Origin of the sequence: Streptomyces sp. NPDC017095 (genome assembly GCF_044332325.1) — a bacterium.
GTDB lineage: Bacteria > Actinomycetota > Actinomycetes > Streptomycetales > Streptomycetaceae > Streptomyces.
The window spans coordinates 597,387-613,687 of sequence record NZ_JBIROU010000001.1 but is presented as its reverse complement, the minus strand read 5'-3'; the positions used below and the strand labels follow the sequence as shown (position 1 = coordinate 613,687).

The 16,301-nt window shown below is 75.9% G+C and carries 12 protein-coding genes; 9 read left to right on the top strand and 3 right to left on the bottom strand.

Features of this window, described 5'->3' with window-relative positions:
• Positions 1 to 127: 127 nt before the first annotated feature.
• The 5 genes from ACH4OA_RS02385 (at position 128) to ACH4OA_RS02365 (ending at position 6,172) form a co-directional block, all read left to right on the top strand.
• Complete coding sequence (locus ACH4OA_RS02385; RefSeq protein ID WP_397967227.1) at positions 128 to 1,336, top strand: LLM class flavin-dependent oxidoreductase; 1,209 nt, start codon at positions 128 to 130, stop codon at positions 1,334 to 1,336.
• A 20-nt stretch (positions 1,337 to 1,356) separates the two neighbouring features.
• On the top strand, positions 1,357 to 2,739 hold the full coding sequence (locus tag ACH4OA_RS02380; RefSeq protein ID WP_397967224.1) for an NtaA/DmoA family FMN-dependent monooxygenase: 1,383 nt from the start codon (positions 1,357 to 1,359) through the stop codon (positions 2,737 to 2,739).
• Complete coding sequence (locus ACH4OA_RS02375; protein ID WP_397967222.1) at positions 2,736 to 3,908, top strand: LLM class flavin-dependent oxidoreductase; 1,173 nt, start codon at positions 2,736 to 2,738, stop codon at positions 3,906 to 3,908. The genes ACH4OA_RS02380 and ACH4OA_RS02375 overlap by 4 nt, the downstream gene beginning before the upstream one ends.
• Before the next feature lie 10 nt (positions 3,909 to 3,918).
• Positions 3,919 to 5,082 (top strand): LLM class flavin-dependent oxidoreductase, encoded by a 1,164-nt coding sequence (locus tag ACH4OA_RS02370; protein ID WP_397935315.1) that lies wholly within the window; start codon positions 3,919 to 3,921, stop codon positions 5,080 to 5,082.
• A 265-nt stretch (positions 5,083 to 5,347) separates the two neighbouring features.
• The gene (locus ACH4OA_RS02365) at positions 5,348 to 6,172 is read left to right on the top strand and encodes a TauD/TfdA family dioxygenase (RefSeq protein WP_365875993.1); all 825 of its coding nucleotides are present in this window, start codon (positions 5,348 to 5,350) and stop codon (positions 6,170 to 6,172) included.
• A gap of 22 nt (positions 6,173 to 6,194) precedes the next feature.
• Here the strand turns inward: ACH4OA_RS02365 and ACH4OA_RS02360 are convergent, their stop codons facing one another.
• Positions 6,195 to 7,664, bottom strand: coding sequence for an MFS transporter (locus ACH4OA_RS02360; RefSeq protein ID WP_397967221.1), 1,470 nt, complete (start codon positions 7,662 to 7,664; stop codon positions 6,195 to 6,197).
• Between the two features lie 268 nt (positions 7,665 to 7,932).
• Entirely contained in the window at positions 7,933 to 9,018 is a 1,086-nt protein-coding gene (locus ACH4OA_RS02355; RefSeq protein ID WP_365883947.1) for a M12 family metallopeptidase, read from the bottom strand.
• Positions 9,019 to 9,113: 95 nt separating this feature from the next.
• Between ACH4OA_RS02355 and ACH4OA_RS02350 the strand changes: the two genes are divergently transcribed.
• Positions 9,114 to 10,856 carry a LuxR C-terminal-related transcriptional regulator gene (locus tag ACH4OA_RS02350; RefSeq protein WP_397967217.1) on the top strand — a complete coding sequence of 581 codons (1,743 nt, stop codon included), beginning with the start codon at positions 9,114 to 9,116 and terminating at the stop codon, positions 10,854 to 10,856.
• A gap of 142 nt (positions 10,857 to 10,998) precedes the next feature.
• Here the strand turns inward: ACH4OA_RS02350 and ACH4OA_RS02345 are convergent, their stop codons facing one another.
• Positions 10,999 to 13,602 (bottom strand): CHAT domain-containing protein, encoded by a 2,604-nt coding sequence (locus tag ACH4OA_RS02345; protein ID WP_397935307.1) that lies wholly within the window; start codon positions 13,600 to 13,602, stop codon positions 10,999 to 11,001.
• A gap of 85 nt (positions 13,603 to 13,687) precedes the next feature.
• On the opposite strand from ACH4OA_RS02345, the gene ACH4OA_RS02340 reads away from it, so the two are divergent.
• The 3 genes from ACH4OA_RS02340 to ACH4OA_RS02330 are packed head-to-tail and all read left to right on the top strand — an operon-like array spanning position 13,688 to position 16,241.
• Entirely contained in the window at positions 13,688 to 15,112 is a 1,425-nt protein-coding gene (locus ACH4OA_RS02340) for a S8/S53 family peptidase (protein ID WP_397935305.1), read from the top strand.
• On the top strand, positions 15,109 to 15,747 hold the full coding sequence (locus ACH4OA_RS02335) for a sigma-70 family RNA polymerase sigma factor (RefSeq protein WP_365882015.1): 639 nt from the start codon (positions 15,109 to 15,111) through the stop codon (positions 15,745 to 15,747). The genes ACH4OA_RS02340 and ACH4OA_RS02335 overlap by 4 nt, the downstream gene beginning before the upstream one ends.
• Positions 15,744 to 16,241 (top strand): hypothetical protein, encoded by a 498-nt coding sequence (locus tag ACH4OA_RS02330; RefSeq protein WP_397967215.1) that lies wholly within the window; start codon positions 15,744 to 15,746, stop codon positions 16,239 to 16,241. Before ACH4OA_RS02335 ends, ACH4OA_RS02330 begins: the two co-directional genes overlap by 4 nt.
• Positions 16,242 to 16,301: the final 60 nt, after the last annotated feature.

The window sequence follows — 16,301 nt, the reverse complement described above, 5'->3', positions numbered from 1 at the left end:
GCGCCCGCCCCGGCCGGTGCCGTGTGCCGCCCCCGCCGGTGCCGCACGCCCCGGCCCCGGCCGCCCGCGCGCCGCTCCGACCCACCCGGACGCTCCGACTCGTACGGACATCAAGGAAGGCACCGACGTGTCCCCGACCTCCTCCGCACCCCTGCACCTCGCCGTCGCCCTGGACGGCACCGGCTGGCACCCCGCGTCCTGGCGCGAACCGGTCGCCCGCCCCCGTGACCTGTTCACCGCCGGCTACTGGACCGACCTGATCACCGAGGCCGAACGCGGCCTGCTCGACTTCGTCACCCTGGAGGACAGCCTCGGCCAGCAGTCCTCCCTCCTCCTCGACCCCGACGAGCGCACCGACCAGGTCCGCGGCCGGCTCGACGCGGTCCTCATCGCCTCCCGCGTCGCCCCGGTCACCCGGCACATAGGTCTCGTCCCGACCGTGGTGACCACGCACACCGAGCCGTTCCACATCTCCAAGGCGATCGCCACCCTGGACTACGTCAGCAACGGACGCGCGGGCCTGCGCGTCCGGGTCAGCGCCCGCCCCGACGAGGCCGCGCACTTCGGCCGCCGCACCATCCCGCGGGTCGAGTCCTTCGACGGCCCGTCCGCGCAGGACCTGCTCACCGAACTGTTCGAGGAGGCCACCGACTACGTCGAGGTCGTGCGCAGGCTCTGGGACAGCTGGGAGGACGACGCCGAGATCCGGGACGCCGCCACCGGCCGCTTCATCGACCGGGACAAGCTCCACTACATCGACTTCGAAGGCCGCTACTTCAGCGTCAAGGGCCCCTCCATCACTCCGCGCCCGCCGCAGGGCCAGCCGCTGGTCACCTCCCTCGCCCACCAGACCCTCCCGTACCGGCTGGTGGCCAGCCGGGCCGACGTCGGCTACCTCACCCCGCACGACGCCGAGCAGGCCCGCGCGATCGTCTCCGTGGTCCGCGCCGAGCAGGAGGCGGCGGGCCGCGCCGACGAGCCCCTGCACCTCTTCGGGGACCTCGTCGTCCTCCTCGACGACAGCGAGACCGCCGCACGGGCCCGCCTGGACCGCCTGGACACGCTCGCCGGCGAGCCGTACACCAGCGACGCCCGGATCTTCACCGGCACCGCCGCCCAGCTCGCCGACCTGCTGGAGGACCTGGCGGCCGGCGGACTGACCGGATTCCGGCTGCGCCCCGCGGTCGCCGGCCACGACCTGCCCCGGATCACCCGGGACCTGGTGCCCGAACTCCAGCGCCGGAACCGCTTCCGCACCGCCTACGAGGCGACGACCCTGCGCGGCCACCTCGGCCTCGCCCGCCCCGCCAACCGTTACGCCACAGCCGCCGTCTGAGCCGGGAGGACCGCACCGTCATGAGCAAGCCGCTGAAGCAGATCCATCTGGCCGCCCACTTCCCGGGTGTCAACAACACCACCGTGTGGAGCGACCCGGCCGCCGGCAGCCACATCGAGTTCAGCTCCTTCGCGCACTTCGCGCGGACCGCCGAACGCGCCAAGTTCGACTTCCTGTTCCTCGCCGAGGGCCTGCGGCTGCGCGAACAGGGCGGCCGGATCTACGACCTGGACGTGGTCGGCCGCCCCGACACCTTCACCGTGCTCGCCGCGCTGGCCGCCGTCACCGACCGGCTCGGCCTGACCGGCACCATCAACTCCACGTTCAACGAGCCGTACGAGGTGGCCCGTCAGTTCGCCAGCCTCGACCACCTCTCCGACGGCCGGTCCGCGTGGAACGTCGTCACCTCCTGGGACGCCTTCACCGGCGAGAACTTCCGGCGCGGCGGCTTTCTGCCGCAGGAGGAGCGCTACTCCCGCGCCAAGGAGTTCCTCACCACCGCGCACGAACTGTTCGACTCCTGGGGTGAGGACGAGATCCTCGCCGACCAGGGCACCGGCGCCTTCCTGCGGGACGCCAAGGCCGGCGCCTTCGTGCACCAGGGGCAGCACTTCGACATCCACGGCCGGTTCGACGTCCCGCGCTCCCCGCAGGGCCGCCCCGTCATCTTCCAGGCCGGCGACTCCGAGGAGGGCCGCGAGTTCGCCGCCTCCAGCGCGGACGCCATCTTCAGCCGCCACTCCACCCTGGAGGAGGGCCGGGCCTTCTACACGGACGTCAAGTCCCGCCTCGCCGCCTACGGCCGCCGCCCCGACCAGCTCCTCATCCTGCCCGCGGCGTCCTTCGTGCTCGGCGACACCGACGAGGAGGCCGAGGAACTCGCCCACGAGGTGCGCCGGCAGCAGGTCAGCGGCGCCACCGCCATCAAGCACCTGGAATTCGTGTGGAACCGGGACCTGTCGGCGTACGACCCGGAGGGCCCGCTGCCCGACGTCGACCCGGTGGTCGGCGACGAGCACATCTCCCGGGGCCGCGCCCAGGTGCGGATGTACCGCGACCCGGTCGCCATCGCCCGCGAGTGGCGGCAGCTCGCCGAGGCCAACAACTGGTCCATCCGCGACCTGGTCATCAACACCGGCAACCGGCAGTCCTTCATCGGCTCCCCGGCCACCGTCGCCCGGACCATCAACGAGTTCGTCCAGACCGACGCCTCCGACGGCTTCATCCTGGTCCCGCACATCACGCCGGGCGGACTCGACGGCTTCGCCGACACGGTCGTCCCGCTGCTCCAGGAACAGGGCGTCTTCCGCACCGAGTACGAGGGCACGACCCTGCGCGATCACCTGGGCCTCGCCCACCCCGGCACCGGCGCCGGAGCCCCGGCCGAACGGGCCGCGTCGTGAGGTTCCTCGCCATCACCCTGATCGCGCACCGGCCGGACCCGGTCACCGGCCGGTACGCGCCGACCCACGAGCGGTTCCGCGAGGTCCTGGACAACGCGGTGCTGGCGGAGGAGCTGGGCTTCGACGGATTCGGCGTGGGGGAGCGGCACGAACGGCCCTTCCTCTCCTCCGCGCCGACCGTGGTGCTCGGCCACATCGCCGCGCTCACCCGCCGCATCCGGCTCTTCACCGCCGTCACCACCCTCAGCCTGCTCGACCCGGTCCGGGCGTACGAGGACTACGCCACCCTGGACCACCTCTCCGACGGCCGGCTCGACCTGATCATCGGCAAGGGCAACGGCACCGCGCAGCGCGAGCTGTTCCAGGTCACCCCCGAGGACCAGTGGGACCGCAACGCGGAGAGCTACGAGGTGTTCCGGCAGCTGTGGCGGCAGCAGAAGGTGAGCGCCGACACCCGGTTCCGGCCGCCGCTGACGGACGCCGAGGTCTGGCCCCGGCCCTACCAGCGGCCGGTGCGGGTCTGGCACGGCAGCGCCACCAGCAAGGAGTCCGTGGACCTCGCCGCGCGCTACGGCGACCCGCTGTTCTCGGCGAACGTCACCCACCCGGTGGAGCCGTACGCCGAGCTGGCCCGGCACTACCGGGAACGCTGGGAGCACTACGGCCACGACCCGGCGGACATCGCGGTGGGCGCCGGCTCCGCCGGGCTGTACGTGGCCCGCACCTCGCAGGAGGCGCTGCGGGCGTACCGCCCGGTCTTCGAACGGAACCTGGCCTTCCAGCGCACGACGGGCCTGCCCGTGGTCTTCGAGTCGCTGGAGGACTTCGTGGCGCGCAGCTCGGCCCTGATCGGCAGCCCCGAGCAGGTCGTCGACAAGGTGCACCGCTACCACGAGCGGCTCGGACACACCGTGCTGCACGTGAGCGCGGACGCGAACGGACTGCCGCCCGGCCGGCACCACGACTCGCTGGAGCTGTTCCAGTCGGAGGTCGCCCCGGTGCTGCGCCGGAACATCCCGGACCCGCCGTTCCCCTGGGGCCCGGTCAACCCCGAACCCGCGTCCGCACCCGCGATGGACCCGGCCCCCGCGGACCGCCCCGTGCCCGAAAACCGTCCCGTGTCCGGAACCGCCGCCTCCGGAGCCGGTTCCGTGCCCGCCGACCGCTGAGGAGGCGTTCATGCCCTCGGATTCCTCAGGCGCCTCGCCGTCCGCCAGGTCCTCGAACACCCCGCTCGGCGTGCTCGACCTGGTGCCCATCACCTCCGGTTCGGACGCGGCCGAGGCGCTGCGCAACTCCCTCGACCTCGCCCGGCATGCCGAGCGGTTCGGCTACGCCCGCTACTGGTTCGCCGAGCACCACCTCAACCCGGGCGTCGCCGGCACCTCCCCGGCGGTCGTCCTGGCCCTGACCGCCGCCGCGACCAGCACGATCCGGCTGGGCTCGGGCGCGGTCCAGCTCGGCCACCGCACGGCGCTGTCCACGGTCGAGGAGTTCGGCCTGATCGACGCCCTGCACCCCGGCCGGCTGGACCTCGGCCTCGGCCGCTCCCTGGCCGGCCCGCCGGGGCCCCGGACCCCGCTCCCGTCGGCCACCCCGGTGGTGGACGGCCGGGCCCCAGGCGGGCTGCTCATCCCGCCGCCCTTCAGCTTCGAGCACCTGCGCGGCTCGCCCCGCGTCGCCCTGGTGACCAAGCTGCTGCGGCAGCCGCACGCCCAGCCGCAGGAGTACGGCGAACTGATCGACGACATCCTCGCCCTGCTCGCCGGCACCTACCGCTCCCCGGACGGCGTGGAGGCGCACGTCGTGCCGGGAGAGGGCGCCGAGGTCCAGGTGTGGATCCTGGGCAGCAGCGGCGGGGTGAGCGCCGAGACCGCCGGGGCGCGCGGCCTGCGGTTCGCCGCCAACTACCACGTCAGCCCCGGCACGGTCCTGGACGCCGTGGACGGCTACCGGGCCCACTTCACCCCGTCCGCCGACCTGGCCGAGCCGTACGTCAGCGTCTCCGCCGACGTGGTGGTGGCCGAGGACGACGACACCGCCCGGGAACTCGCCGCCGGCTACGGCCCGTGGGTGCGCAGCATCCGCACCGGGGAGGGCGCCCTCCCGTACCCGACGCCGGCCGAGGCCCGCGCGCTGCCGTGGACGGACGAGGACCAGGCGCTGGTCCAGGACCGCCTCGACACCCGGTTCGTCGGTTCACCCGGCCGGGTCGCCGACCACCTGGAACAGCTCCGCGAGGCCACGGGCGCCGACGAACTCCTCGTCACCACCCTCACCCACGACCACAAGGCCCGCGTCCGCTCGTACGAACTGCTGGCACAGGAGTGGCAGCGCAGATGACGGCCCCGGCCCCGGGCGGATGTTCACGCGAGTGCAATGGTGGAGCCTGGCCCGGGGCCGGACCGGCGGACTACCGTGGAGGGGTGACCTCCCCGGCGTTGTCCCGCACACCGCACGCGGCCCCGGCGCACACCGGCGCCGCGCCGTGTCGGCACGCCTGACCTCTCTCCACCGCCCCCGGGCCCGTGCGCGGTTCCGAGCGACCACTCCCGCGCACGTGCCTCCAAGGCGCCCTCGTCCGCACGGCGTTCCCAAGGAGACGGGCATGACCATCGTCACCCATCCCGACACCCACCTCGCCCTCCACCGGGCCGGCCCGCGCATCGGCGCGGAGGTGACCGGCGTCGACCTGACCGGCCCCGTCGACGGCACCACCGCCGACGCGCTGCGCCGGGCCTTCCGCGACCACAAGGTGCTGGTCTTCCGGGACCAGCACCTGACACCCGACCAGCACGTCGAGGCGGTACGGCTGTTCGCCGAACCGTTCGACCACCCCACCGCCCAGCGGCACCCGGACAACCCGCTGGTCTACCCGTACAACGTGCGGCACACCGGCAAGGCCAGCAGCTGGCACATCGGCGGCCTGTGGCGCACCCCGGCCTTCGCCATCGAGTCCCTGACCTACGACGAGGTGCCCGAACTCGGCGGGCACACCCTCTGGGCGGACCTCCAGGCCGCCTACGACGATCTGTCCGAGCCCTTCAAGACGCTGCTGGCCGGCGTCGGCGCGGTCTACGACGGCGATCCGCGCAACTACGCGCAGGGCCGCGGCAACAGCCCCGTCGGCGAGACGACCGTCGAACATCCCGTCGTCCTCGCCCACCCGCTCACCGGGCGCAAGGGACTCTTCCTCAGCTCCTCCGCCCTCCGGCTCACCGGCGTCACCGCGCAGGAGGGCCGCGCCCTGCTCGACCACCTCCTGCGGCACGCCGCCTCGCCGGACTACACGATCCGCTTCGGCTGGCGGCCCGGCGACTTCGTCCTCTGGGACAACCAGGCCACCTGGCACTACGCCGTGGACGACTACGGCGACGGCGCCCGCGTCTACCGCAAGGTCATCGGCGTGGAACCGCTGCGCACCGCCGCCTGAACCGGTTCCGCGGCCGCCCGGCTCACGCCGGCTCGTCCAGAGCTTCCGCGGTCGCGTCCGCCGCCCGCGCGGGCAGCGGACGCGACCGGCCGGACTCTTCGGCCGGGCGGCCCCGGACCAGGGACAGCACCAGCGCGACGGCGAGGAGGGCCGCGCACACCAGCGACGCCTGCGCGTACGCGGCACGCGGCGGACCCGCCGGTGCGGCCGCGCCCCGCAGATAGATCCCGGACACGGCGCTCAGGCACACCGCCGCGGCCACCCGCTGCGCCATCTGCAGGATGCCGCCCGCCACCCCGGCCGCCTCGGCGGGCGCGTACCGCAGCACCCGGGCCTGGTTCGGGGAGACGGTCAGACCCGACGCCGCACCGGAGACCAACTGCACCCCGGCCAGCGCGCACGGCAGCGCGGCGACCGGGACGACGGCCGCGGCGAACGCGCCGCCCAGCAGGGCGAGGACGCCGACGGCCAGACCCGCCGGCACCGCCCGCTCGCCCAGCCGCCGTACGACCCGCCACGCCACCGCCGACACCACGCCCATCGCGACGGCCGACGGCAGCGTCACCGCGGCCGTGGCGAGCGCGGACAGCCCGAGCCCCGACTGCAGGAACAGGGTGAGCACCAGACCGGCGCCGAGCGAGGCGCCGAACTGGGCCATCGCCACCGCCGTGCCCAGCGCGTACGGCGCCGACCGCCACAGCGCCGGATGCACCAGCGGCGTCCGGCCCGTCCGCAGCCGCCGCCGCTGCCCCAGCACCAGCGCACCGGCCGCACCGGCGGCGGCCACCGCCCACCGGGCCGCCGTGGCGGCGTCGCCGGGCGGGCGGATGAACGGCAGCATCAGCGCGAGCGTCAGCGCGGCCACGCAGCAGATGCCCCACGGATCGAGCCCCCGGCCCGCCGCCGACCGCCGGCCCGGCGGCAGCCAGCGGGCCGCCAGCCACAGGGTGAGCAGGCCGCAGGGCGTGCTCAGCAGCAGGCACAGCCGCCAGCCGGTGTCCGGTCCGCACACCGCGACCAGCGCACCGCCCAGCGCCGGGCCCAGGGCCGCCGCGACGCCCCCGGTGACCGCGTACAGACCCAGTGCCCGGGCCCGGTCCAGACCCTGGAAGACGTCCTGGAGGGTGCCGATCACCTGCGAGTTGACGAGCCCGGCCCCCGCGCCCTGCGCCAGCCGCGCCGCCGCCACCGTGCCCGGCGCGGTCCCGGTCGCGGCGAGCAGCCCGCACAGCACGAACACCGAAAGGCCCAGCAGGAACAGCCCCTTGCGGCCGCGCGCGTCACCGAGCCCGCCGCCGGGCACCAGGACCAGACCGAAGGAGAGCGAGTATCCGGCCACGATCCACTGCACGTCGGTGGCGCCCGCCGACAGCGAGTCCCGCAGGGCCGGGACGGCGATGTTGAGCACCGACTGGTCCAGCAGGGTGGTCACTCCGGCGGCCAGGCAGACCGTCAGCGCGCGCCGGGCGGCGCGGGTCTCTCCGGGAAGCATGCGGTCATGCTCACACGGCCGCCACGCCCCGGTCGCCGTACCCCGGGCACCGTTCGCAGGACGGACACACGCGCGTCGCACACGGACACACCGCGTTCGCGCCCGCACCTTCGGCGCTCACCCGGCGTACGCCCGCGCTCGCGCCCGGCTCCCCGGTGCCCGCCCGCGGGAACACCGGTGCGGGCGTGGATGTCACCGCCCCCGTTGGCGACATCCACGCCCTTCCCCCCGGTACGGGGCCGCGGCCCCGTCCGCCGCCCGTGTGCCGTCACCAGCACATGACCGCCGTCTCTCCCGCCCCCCAGCCGGAGTACAGGCGGACCCGGACGGTGTAGCGGCGGCCCTTGACGAGCCGGACCCGGACGGCGGCGTTGTCCGGGGTGCCGCCGTCGTCGTGCCCCGCGAGGAAGCGCGGTTCCCCGTCGCGCTCCTCGAAGACCACCAGCACGGCGTCGGCCTCACCGAAGGTCCCCACGGTGTACTCGCGGGTCTGCGGCGGCGCCACGGTGAAGTCCGCCTGCCCGCCCGGCCCCAGACCGAGCGGCGCCGACCGGAACGGCACCAGCGCCGCGGGCGCCGCCGCACCCGTGGGCGGGTACCAGCGCAGCACGAACTCCTTGTCGGCCGGCGACGGTGAGCCGGGCGGACGCAGCCCCCCGCGGTACTGCTCCGGCTCCAGCACCAGCCCCGGCCCGAACGGCAGCGTCATGACCGACTGCGGATCCCACACCGAGGCCCCCGCCTCGCAGGCGTCCAGCCGGTCCAGCACGTTCGCGTACGTCGTCGACCGGCTCCAGAAGTTCGGCGGCCCGGCCAGCTCGGCGTACACGGCCTCGTCGTCCCAGTGCAGGCCCGCGAACGGACTCTGGTGCTCGTGCACCATGCCGAGCGCGTGCCCGATCTGGTGCAGGACGGTCCCGCGCTCCCCCGGCGCGGTCACGTCCCAGCCCAGATTCAGGGTGCGCTCGGCCCGGCCGGCCGACAGCGCGTCCCGGCCCACCGCCGACCAGGACCCGCCCCCCGCCTGGAACCCGATCCGCAGCTCCGCCTCGTGCCGGTCCGCGACCTCGGCGAAACCGACGCCGACGCCCAGGTCCCGCCACTCGCGGAAGCAGTCCCGCACCACCTCCCGCTGCTCCTCGCCGCCCGCCCACGGCACCCGGCGCAGCTCCCCGGTACCGGGCACCGGGATGACCGAGGCGTCGGTACGGGCGTCCAGGAAGCAGTAGTGCAGCACCGTGCCGTTGACCCACATCCGCCGCCCGGCGAGCAGCGCGCCCAGCCGCTCGGCGGTCAGCCCCGGTGCGAACATCGGGGCCGGCTGCCGTGGAAGCGAGCAGAGGCGTCGGGTCATGCCGCAAGGATGCCGCCCGCCCCCGGCCGGGCGCCTGAGTCGGGGCCTACTCAACCCGCCCTGTATCAGAACTGGGTAGGCGGACTCCAGATGGTGTGAGGACTGATGCACAGGACGCGACGACCAGGACCTACGCGGACACCGGGGCCTTTGAGCCGCCCTGGCCGTTCACCGGCCGGGCGGCCGAACTGGAGGCGGTGCGCGGCGCGCTGGCCGCCGGCCGGCCCGGCATCGTGGTGACCGGCCCGGCGGGCCACGGCAAGACCCGGCTGATCACCGAGGCGGTGGCGGGCGCGGATCACGCCCGGGTGACCGGCACGCCCGAGGCCCGGGGTCTGCCCCTCGCCGCGTTCGCGCACCTGCTCCCGGACACCCTCCCGCCGCACCGCGCGGTCCGGGCGCTGACCGGTGTGCGCGTCCTCGTCGTGGACGACGCCCACCTGCTGGACGAGACCTCCGCCGCCCTGGTGCACCAGCTCGCGGTGCACGGCCGTACCCGTCTGATCGTCGCCGCGGCGGACGGCGGGCCCGCGCCCGGCGCGGTGTCCCGGCTGTGGACGGGGTCGATGCTGCCCCGGCTGGCCCTCGGCCCGCTGCCCCGCGAGGACACCGCGCGGCTCCTGGCCGGCGCCGGACTGGAACCGCTCACCGTGCGCCGGCTGCACCAGGCGTGCCGGGGCGATCTGCGGCTGCTGCGCGACCTGGTCACCGCGCTCGCCGCGGCCGGCCGGCTGACGCCCGTCCCGGGCACCGGCGAGCGGGCCTGGCGGGGCGCGCTGCCGGTCACCCCGGCGGTCCGGGACCGGCTCGCGCCCGCCCTGGAGCGGTCCGGTCCCGGCGAGCGCGACGCCCTGGACCGCCTCGCGTTCGCCGAGCCGCTGCCGCTGCCGGCGGACGAACTGGACCTGGGCGCCCTCGAACGCCTGGAGGCGGACGGCCTGATCGACGTGGACGAGCGGGGCGCGGTCACCCTCGCCCATCCGCTGCACGGAGCCGCGCTGCGCGCCATGGCCGGCCGGCTGCGGGCCCGGCGGCTGGGCCGCCCGCCCTGCGCCGGCGGCCCGGCGCTCACCGCCGAACGGCAGGCGCTGGAAGGGCGGATGGCGCGGTTCGACGTGCGGCCGGTGCCGACGCCGGTGGGGGACTGGCTGGTGGCGCAGGACGGCCCGCTGCCGGCCGGGTACGCCGAGGTCCGCGCCCGGTTCGCGCGCCTGGGCGGCGACCTGCGCGAGGCGGCGGCCTGGGCCCGGGAGGGGTTGCGCCGGTTCCCGGCGGACCCCGGGTGCCGGCGCGAACTCGCCCTGGGCGAGGGGCCGGCGGGCGAGGTCGCCGACCCGGACCCGACGCGGGCGGGCTACGACGCCGTACGCCTCGGCACGCCCGCGCGGGCGGCCGGACGACTGCCGGCCGGCAGCGTGTTCGCACGGCACGCCGAGGCCCTCGCGCGCGGTGACGGGACGGCGCTGGACCGGGCCGCGGAGGCGCTCGCGGAGCGCGGGTTCCTGCTCTACGCGGCGGAGGCGTACGCGCAGGCCGTGCGGGCGCACCGCGATCCACGGGCCGCGCGCCGCTCCCGTACCCGGGCGGTGGCGCTGGCCCGCCGCTGCCCGGGCGCGAGCACGCCCGCGCTGGCCGGGCTGGTGCTGGGCGAACTCACCGCACGGCAACGGCAGATCGTCACCCTGGCCGCGGCCGGGCTCAGCAACCGCGAGATCGCCGAACGGCTCACCCTGTCCGTGCGGACGGTGGGCAATCACCTCTACGGTGCCTACACCCGGCTCGGCACGGGCGACCGGGGCGCGCTGCCCTGGCTGGTGGAGGTACCGGAACCGGCGTGAACGGCCGGGAGACGCGGAGCCGGTGCCGGGGCGGGGAGGGAGGCGGCCCGGGAGGCGCGGAGCCGGTGCCGGGTCGGGGCGGGAGACGGCTTGGGAGGCGCGGGGGACCGCTGTCAGGGCGGCGGTGCGGGAGGCGGGTTTCTCACGCCGCGCCGAACGCCGCGAAGGCCCAGCCCGTCGCCTGGTGGACCGCGTCGCCCGGCAAGGCCGCGCGGGCGTCGCGGAGGGCCTCGGCCAGCGACAGGCCCGCGTCGAGACCCTGGTGCAGGGCCAGCATCAGCGGCACCACCGCCGCGTCGTTGACCGGCGCGCTGCACGCCACCACACCGGCCGTGCCCAGCGGCAGCAACGCCGTGACCAGGCCGAGGAGTTCGTCCGCGCCGACCGAGGCCAGACGGGCGGTCTCGCAACTGGACAGGATGATCCGGTACGGACTGCGCGCCAGGCACTCGAAGTCGTGCACGATCAGCGGCCCGTCGGCCATCCGCAGCGCGGAGAACAGCGGGCTGTCGGCGCGGAACGTGCCGTGCGCGGCCAGGTGCGCCAGACCCGCGCCGTCGAGTTCCCTCAGCACCCGGGGCACCTGCGCGTCGTCGCCCTCCAGGACCGTCGCCGTGCCGTACCGTTCGGCCAGTTCCGGCACCTCCGCGCCGCCCGTCGCCAGACCGGGACCGCGCACCAGCACCGGCCGGCCCCGCGGCGGCGGCGCCGTCTCCCGGGCGCGCAGCCAACTGCCCGCCGACGGTGACACGCTGAGCACCCGCTCGCGCAGCGCGGGCAGCAGCGCCCACGGCACCCGGTGCAGCGCGCCCGGCGGCACGATCACCACCGGGCCCGTACCGAGATGCGGCACCGCGCCGGCCAGCAGGATCTCCTGGAGCCGCCGGCCGGCCGCCTCCACCAGCGGCAGCCGCCCCTCCGCCCCCGGATGCGCCAGCCGCCGCAGCCCGGCCTGCACATGCTCGGCCTCGGCCGCCGCCTCCGCCAGCGAACCGCCGGGAAACCGCCGTACCCTGCCCTGCCCGCACAGCAGGACGTGCACCCGGCCGTCGACCACGACCAGCTCCACCAGCCGCCCCGCACCGAGCCGGTCCAGCAGCCGGTCCACGTCAAAGCGGTGCCCGGCGCCGCCGGCCGCGCCGCCCGTGTGCCGGGTCCGGGAGCGGATGTCCCGCTCCAGGCGCCGCTGCTCCCGCTCCAGCGCCGGCACCGGGCGGCCCTCCATCCGGGCCTCCTCCGCGCGGGCCGCGATCTCCCGGTAGGCGGTCAGGCAGCCGAGCAGCGCCGGATCGCCGGGCGGCCGGGCCGGCGGCGCGGACAGCACGGTCGCCCGCCACCGCTCGCTCCACACCAGCAGCCGCCGCGGACCGCCCTGGGCGAGACTCACCTCCTGCGCCAGCGCGGCCAGTTCGGCGCCCTGCGCGGTGGCGTGGGCGCGCAGCTCCGAGGCGCCCAGCGTCATCCGGTGGTCGTCCAGCACGGCCAGACCCCGCCGGCACGCCTCCAGCACGCCCCGCCGCGACCCGGCCGCCCGCGCCCGCAGCGCCTGCGCCGCCCAGCCGGTCACCCGGGCCGGCGGCGGACCGCCGTGCCGGCTGCGCGCGGCCACCGCCAAGTGCCGTTCCGCGTCCGCCGTCCAGCCCAGAGCCAGCGCGATCCGGCCCGCGAGCAGCGAGGCCTCCGGCGCGGCCGGCGAACCGAACGCGGCCAGCCGGTCGGCCACCGCCGCCGCGTCCGCGACCATCCGGCCCGAGCGGCGCCCGGCCGCCACCCGGGCCTCGATCAGCACCAGCCGGGCGTGCGTCTCCCACCACGTCCGGCGCTGCGCAGCGAACAGCCGTACGGCGACGGCGGCGCGGGCTATGGCGGTGTGCGCGTCCCCCGCCGAGCGGGCCGCCCAGGACGCGGCGAGCAGCAGCTCGGCCTTGCGGGTGGACTGCCCGCCGATCCGGTCCAGTTCCGCGATCGCCGCGTCCGCCTCGGCCAGCGCCTCCGGGGCCAGCCCGGCCGCCCGCAGCACCTCGCAGCGCCGGATCGACAGGTTGTAGGCCGGCGTGCCCAGCTTGGCGTAGCGCTCCTCGGCCTCGTCCAGCAGCCGCAGCGCCGCCGGGATGTCCCCGGACCGGAAGGCGGCCAGGCCCCGGCTCTCCACCGCGTCCGCCTTGTCGTGCTCCTGGCCGGTGGTCTCCCACAGCCGTTCCGCCGCCGTGAAGTCCGCGGCCGCCCGGTCCACCGCGCCGAGCGCCAGGTGCACGGTGGCCCGCAGCGTCAGCGCCCGCGCGGTCCAGATGTCGTCGGCGGCCTGCCGCAGCACGGGCAGCGCCCGCCGTACGTCCTCCAGCGCCTCCGGGTGCCGGCCGAGCACCCACCACACGTAGGCCCGCCGGTACAGCACCCGGGCCCGGGTGTGCCCGCTGCCCCGGGCCACGCCCCGCTCGAACGAGGCGAGCCCCTGCCGGGTGCGCCCCGCGTGCACCAGGGCGACCCCCAGCGTCGCCAGCACGTCGGCCTCCCGGTCGGCCGACTCGGCGCGCGCGGCCAGGTCCCGGGCCCGCCGCAGATGCCGCAGCGCGATCCGCAGATCGCCGAAGTCCCGCTGCCAGATGCCGAGCACCTGATGGGCCACGCTCGCGTGCAGCGGCGGCGGGGCGGCGCGCAGGACGTGTTCCGCCCGCGCCCGGGCCTCGCCCGGATCGGCGAACACCATGGGCAGCAGTTCGAGAACCGGCTCGCTTCCCGCTGTCACGTCTCGCATGGTAGTGGCCTGCTGTATCAGACGGCGGTCCCGCGACTCTCACTGTGGAACACCGTCTTACGGGGGAGGACATCAGGTGGCACCACAGCGCTTCCACGAGCAGTTCCACCACATCCAGCGCTCCTTGCCGGACGTCCCGCTGACCATGGGACCGGACGACTCGGCCGGATTCCTCTACGAGAAGGGGGTCGTCCTCGTCCGGGACGGGGAGGAGGCCCGGTTCGTCGAGGACGCCGTGCGCACCCACTTCACCGAGACCCGGGGCCTCGTCCCGGACCACGTGCGCCGCGTCGGCCCGCAGGCCGGCCGCGGCGGCGTCACCCGCATCCGGGTCGGCGACCCGGCGGAGGGCGAGGACGCCGTACCGCACGCCCTGCGCGCCGTGCGGCAGGCCGAGGCCCGCCGGGGCCGCCGGCTGGCCGGACGCAACCACGTGGTGCACATCGCGGTCAACGCCTGCCCCGGCGACGAGCCGGTGCCCGTCCCGCGCTCCGAGCCCGCCAACCCGGGCGCCGCCGCGGCCCGGCACGACCCGGCGACCGCGGTCGGCGTCCTCGTGATCGACACGGGCCTGGTGCACGACCACCGCCGCTACCCGCTGTTCGCCCACACCACCGGCGACGCCCAGCTCACCGAGACCGACGCCGACGGCGTGCTCCACCAGTACGTCGGCCACGGCACGTTCATCGCCGGGCTCCTCGCGGCCGTCGCGCCCAACACCGACATCACCGTCCGGGGCGCGCTGAACGACGCCGGTGCCGTCCTGGAGTCCGAGTTCGGCGCCCTGCTCTTCGAAGCGGTCGACCGGGACGGCTGGCCGGACATCATCAGCCTCTCCGCCGGCACCCCGAGCGAGGACACCGACGGCCTGATCGGACTGGACGCGTTCATGCGGGAACTGCGCGGCCGGCCCACCCTGCTGGTGGCCGCCGCCGGCAACAACGGCAGCGACACCCCGTTCTGGCCCGCCGCCTACGCCGGGCTGCCCGAGTACGCCGACACCGTGCTGTCGGTCGGCGCACTCCGCTCGGACGGCGCGGGCGGTGCCTGCTTCACCAACCACGGCCCCTGGGTGCGCGCGCACGCCCCCGGCGAGCGCCTCACCAGCGCCCTCACCGGCTTCGCCACGCCCGTGCCGTACGTCTACCAGCACTCCACCTACGACACCTGCCGGTTCGGCGCCGACTACCCCTGCACCTGCCAGTACCCGCGCCACACCGGCGTGCTGAGCGAGGGCCGGGAGAGCACCGGCGGCAAACCGGACCAGGTGATGTTCGAGGGCCTCGCGCAGTGGAGCGGCACCTCGTTCGCCGCGCCGGTGGCCGCGGGGCTCGTCGCCGCGCGGATGACGGCGGACCGGGACCGCGACCCGCGCGCGGCCGCCGCCCGGCTGCTGGCGGCCGCCACGGACCGGGCCGAGGTGCGCGGGGCACACGTCCGGGCGCTCCGCCCGCCCACCTGGCGCCCCGTCCCGCTCGCGACCCCGGCGCTGCCCGCATGAGGTCCGGAACGCTGCCCTCCACGGCGTACGATGACGTGCCGTACACAAGGGGTGGAGCCGTGGACCGAACAGAGGTCGGCGCGTTGGTCCAGTCCGCCGTCGACGGGGACGCCGCGGCCTGGAAGGCGTTGGTGGAGGGGCTGAGCCCGCTGGTGTGGTCGGTGGTGCGCGCGCACCGGCTGTCGGACGCCGACGGACACGAGGTCTTCCAGACCGTGTGGTTCCGCTTCGCCCAGCACCTCGGCCGCATCCGCGAACCCGACAAGGCCGGTTCCTGGCTGGCCAGCACGGCCCGCCACGAGTGCCTGAAGGTGCTCAAGGGCCTGGCCCGGCTGACCCTGACCGACGACCCGCGGGTGCTGGACCGGGCCAGCGAGGAACGGACGCCCGAGGAATCGCTGATCGACTCGGAGGAGGCGGCGGACCGCGCCGAGCGCATCCGCCGGCTATGGCAGGAACTGGACGCGCTCGGCGAGCGCTGCCGGCAGCTGCTGCGCGTGCTGATGACCTCGCCGCCGCCCAGCTACGGGGAGATCTCGGCCGCGCTCGGCATCGCGGTCGGCAGCATCGGCCCGCTGCGCCAGCGCTGTCTGCGCCGGCTGCGGGCCCGGATGGACGCGGGAGGTGCGGTGTGAACGACGACGATCACCTGACGCCCGGCGGGCCGGGCCCGGGTCCGCTCCCGGGCGAGGACGCGTTCGCGGACGCGCTGCTGGAGGAGGAGCTGCGGCAGGCCGCCGCCGTCCTGGACCCGGTGCCGGCCGAGCTGCTCCAGTCGGCCCTGGACGCCTTCGCGTGGCACGGCCTGGACGCGCACCTCGCCGAGCTGACCTTCGACTCGCTGGTGGACGCGCTGCCGGTGCGCGGGGCCATGGCCCCGCCGCGCATGCTGACGTTCCGCGCGGGCGAGCTGACCGTGGACGTGGAGGTCACCGGGGACGGGCTGATCGGCCAGCTGCTGCCGCCGCAGTCCGCGCGGATCGAGGTGCTGGGCGGCCCGCCGCCCGCCCGCCCGGTCAGCACCGACACCCTCGGTCGCTTCACCAGCGACACCCCGCCGACCGGCCCGTTCGCCCTGCGCCTGCGCACCGGCGCGGACGTCATCGTGACGGAGTGGCTGAGAGCCTGACAAACCCGGCCGGGCCCGCGCACTCCGCGGGCCCGGCACGGGACTCGGCCGGCTGTGACG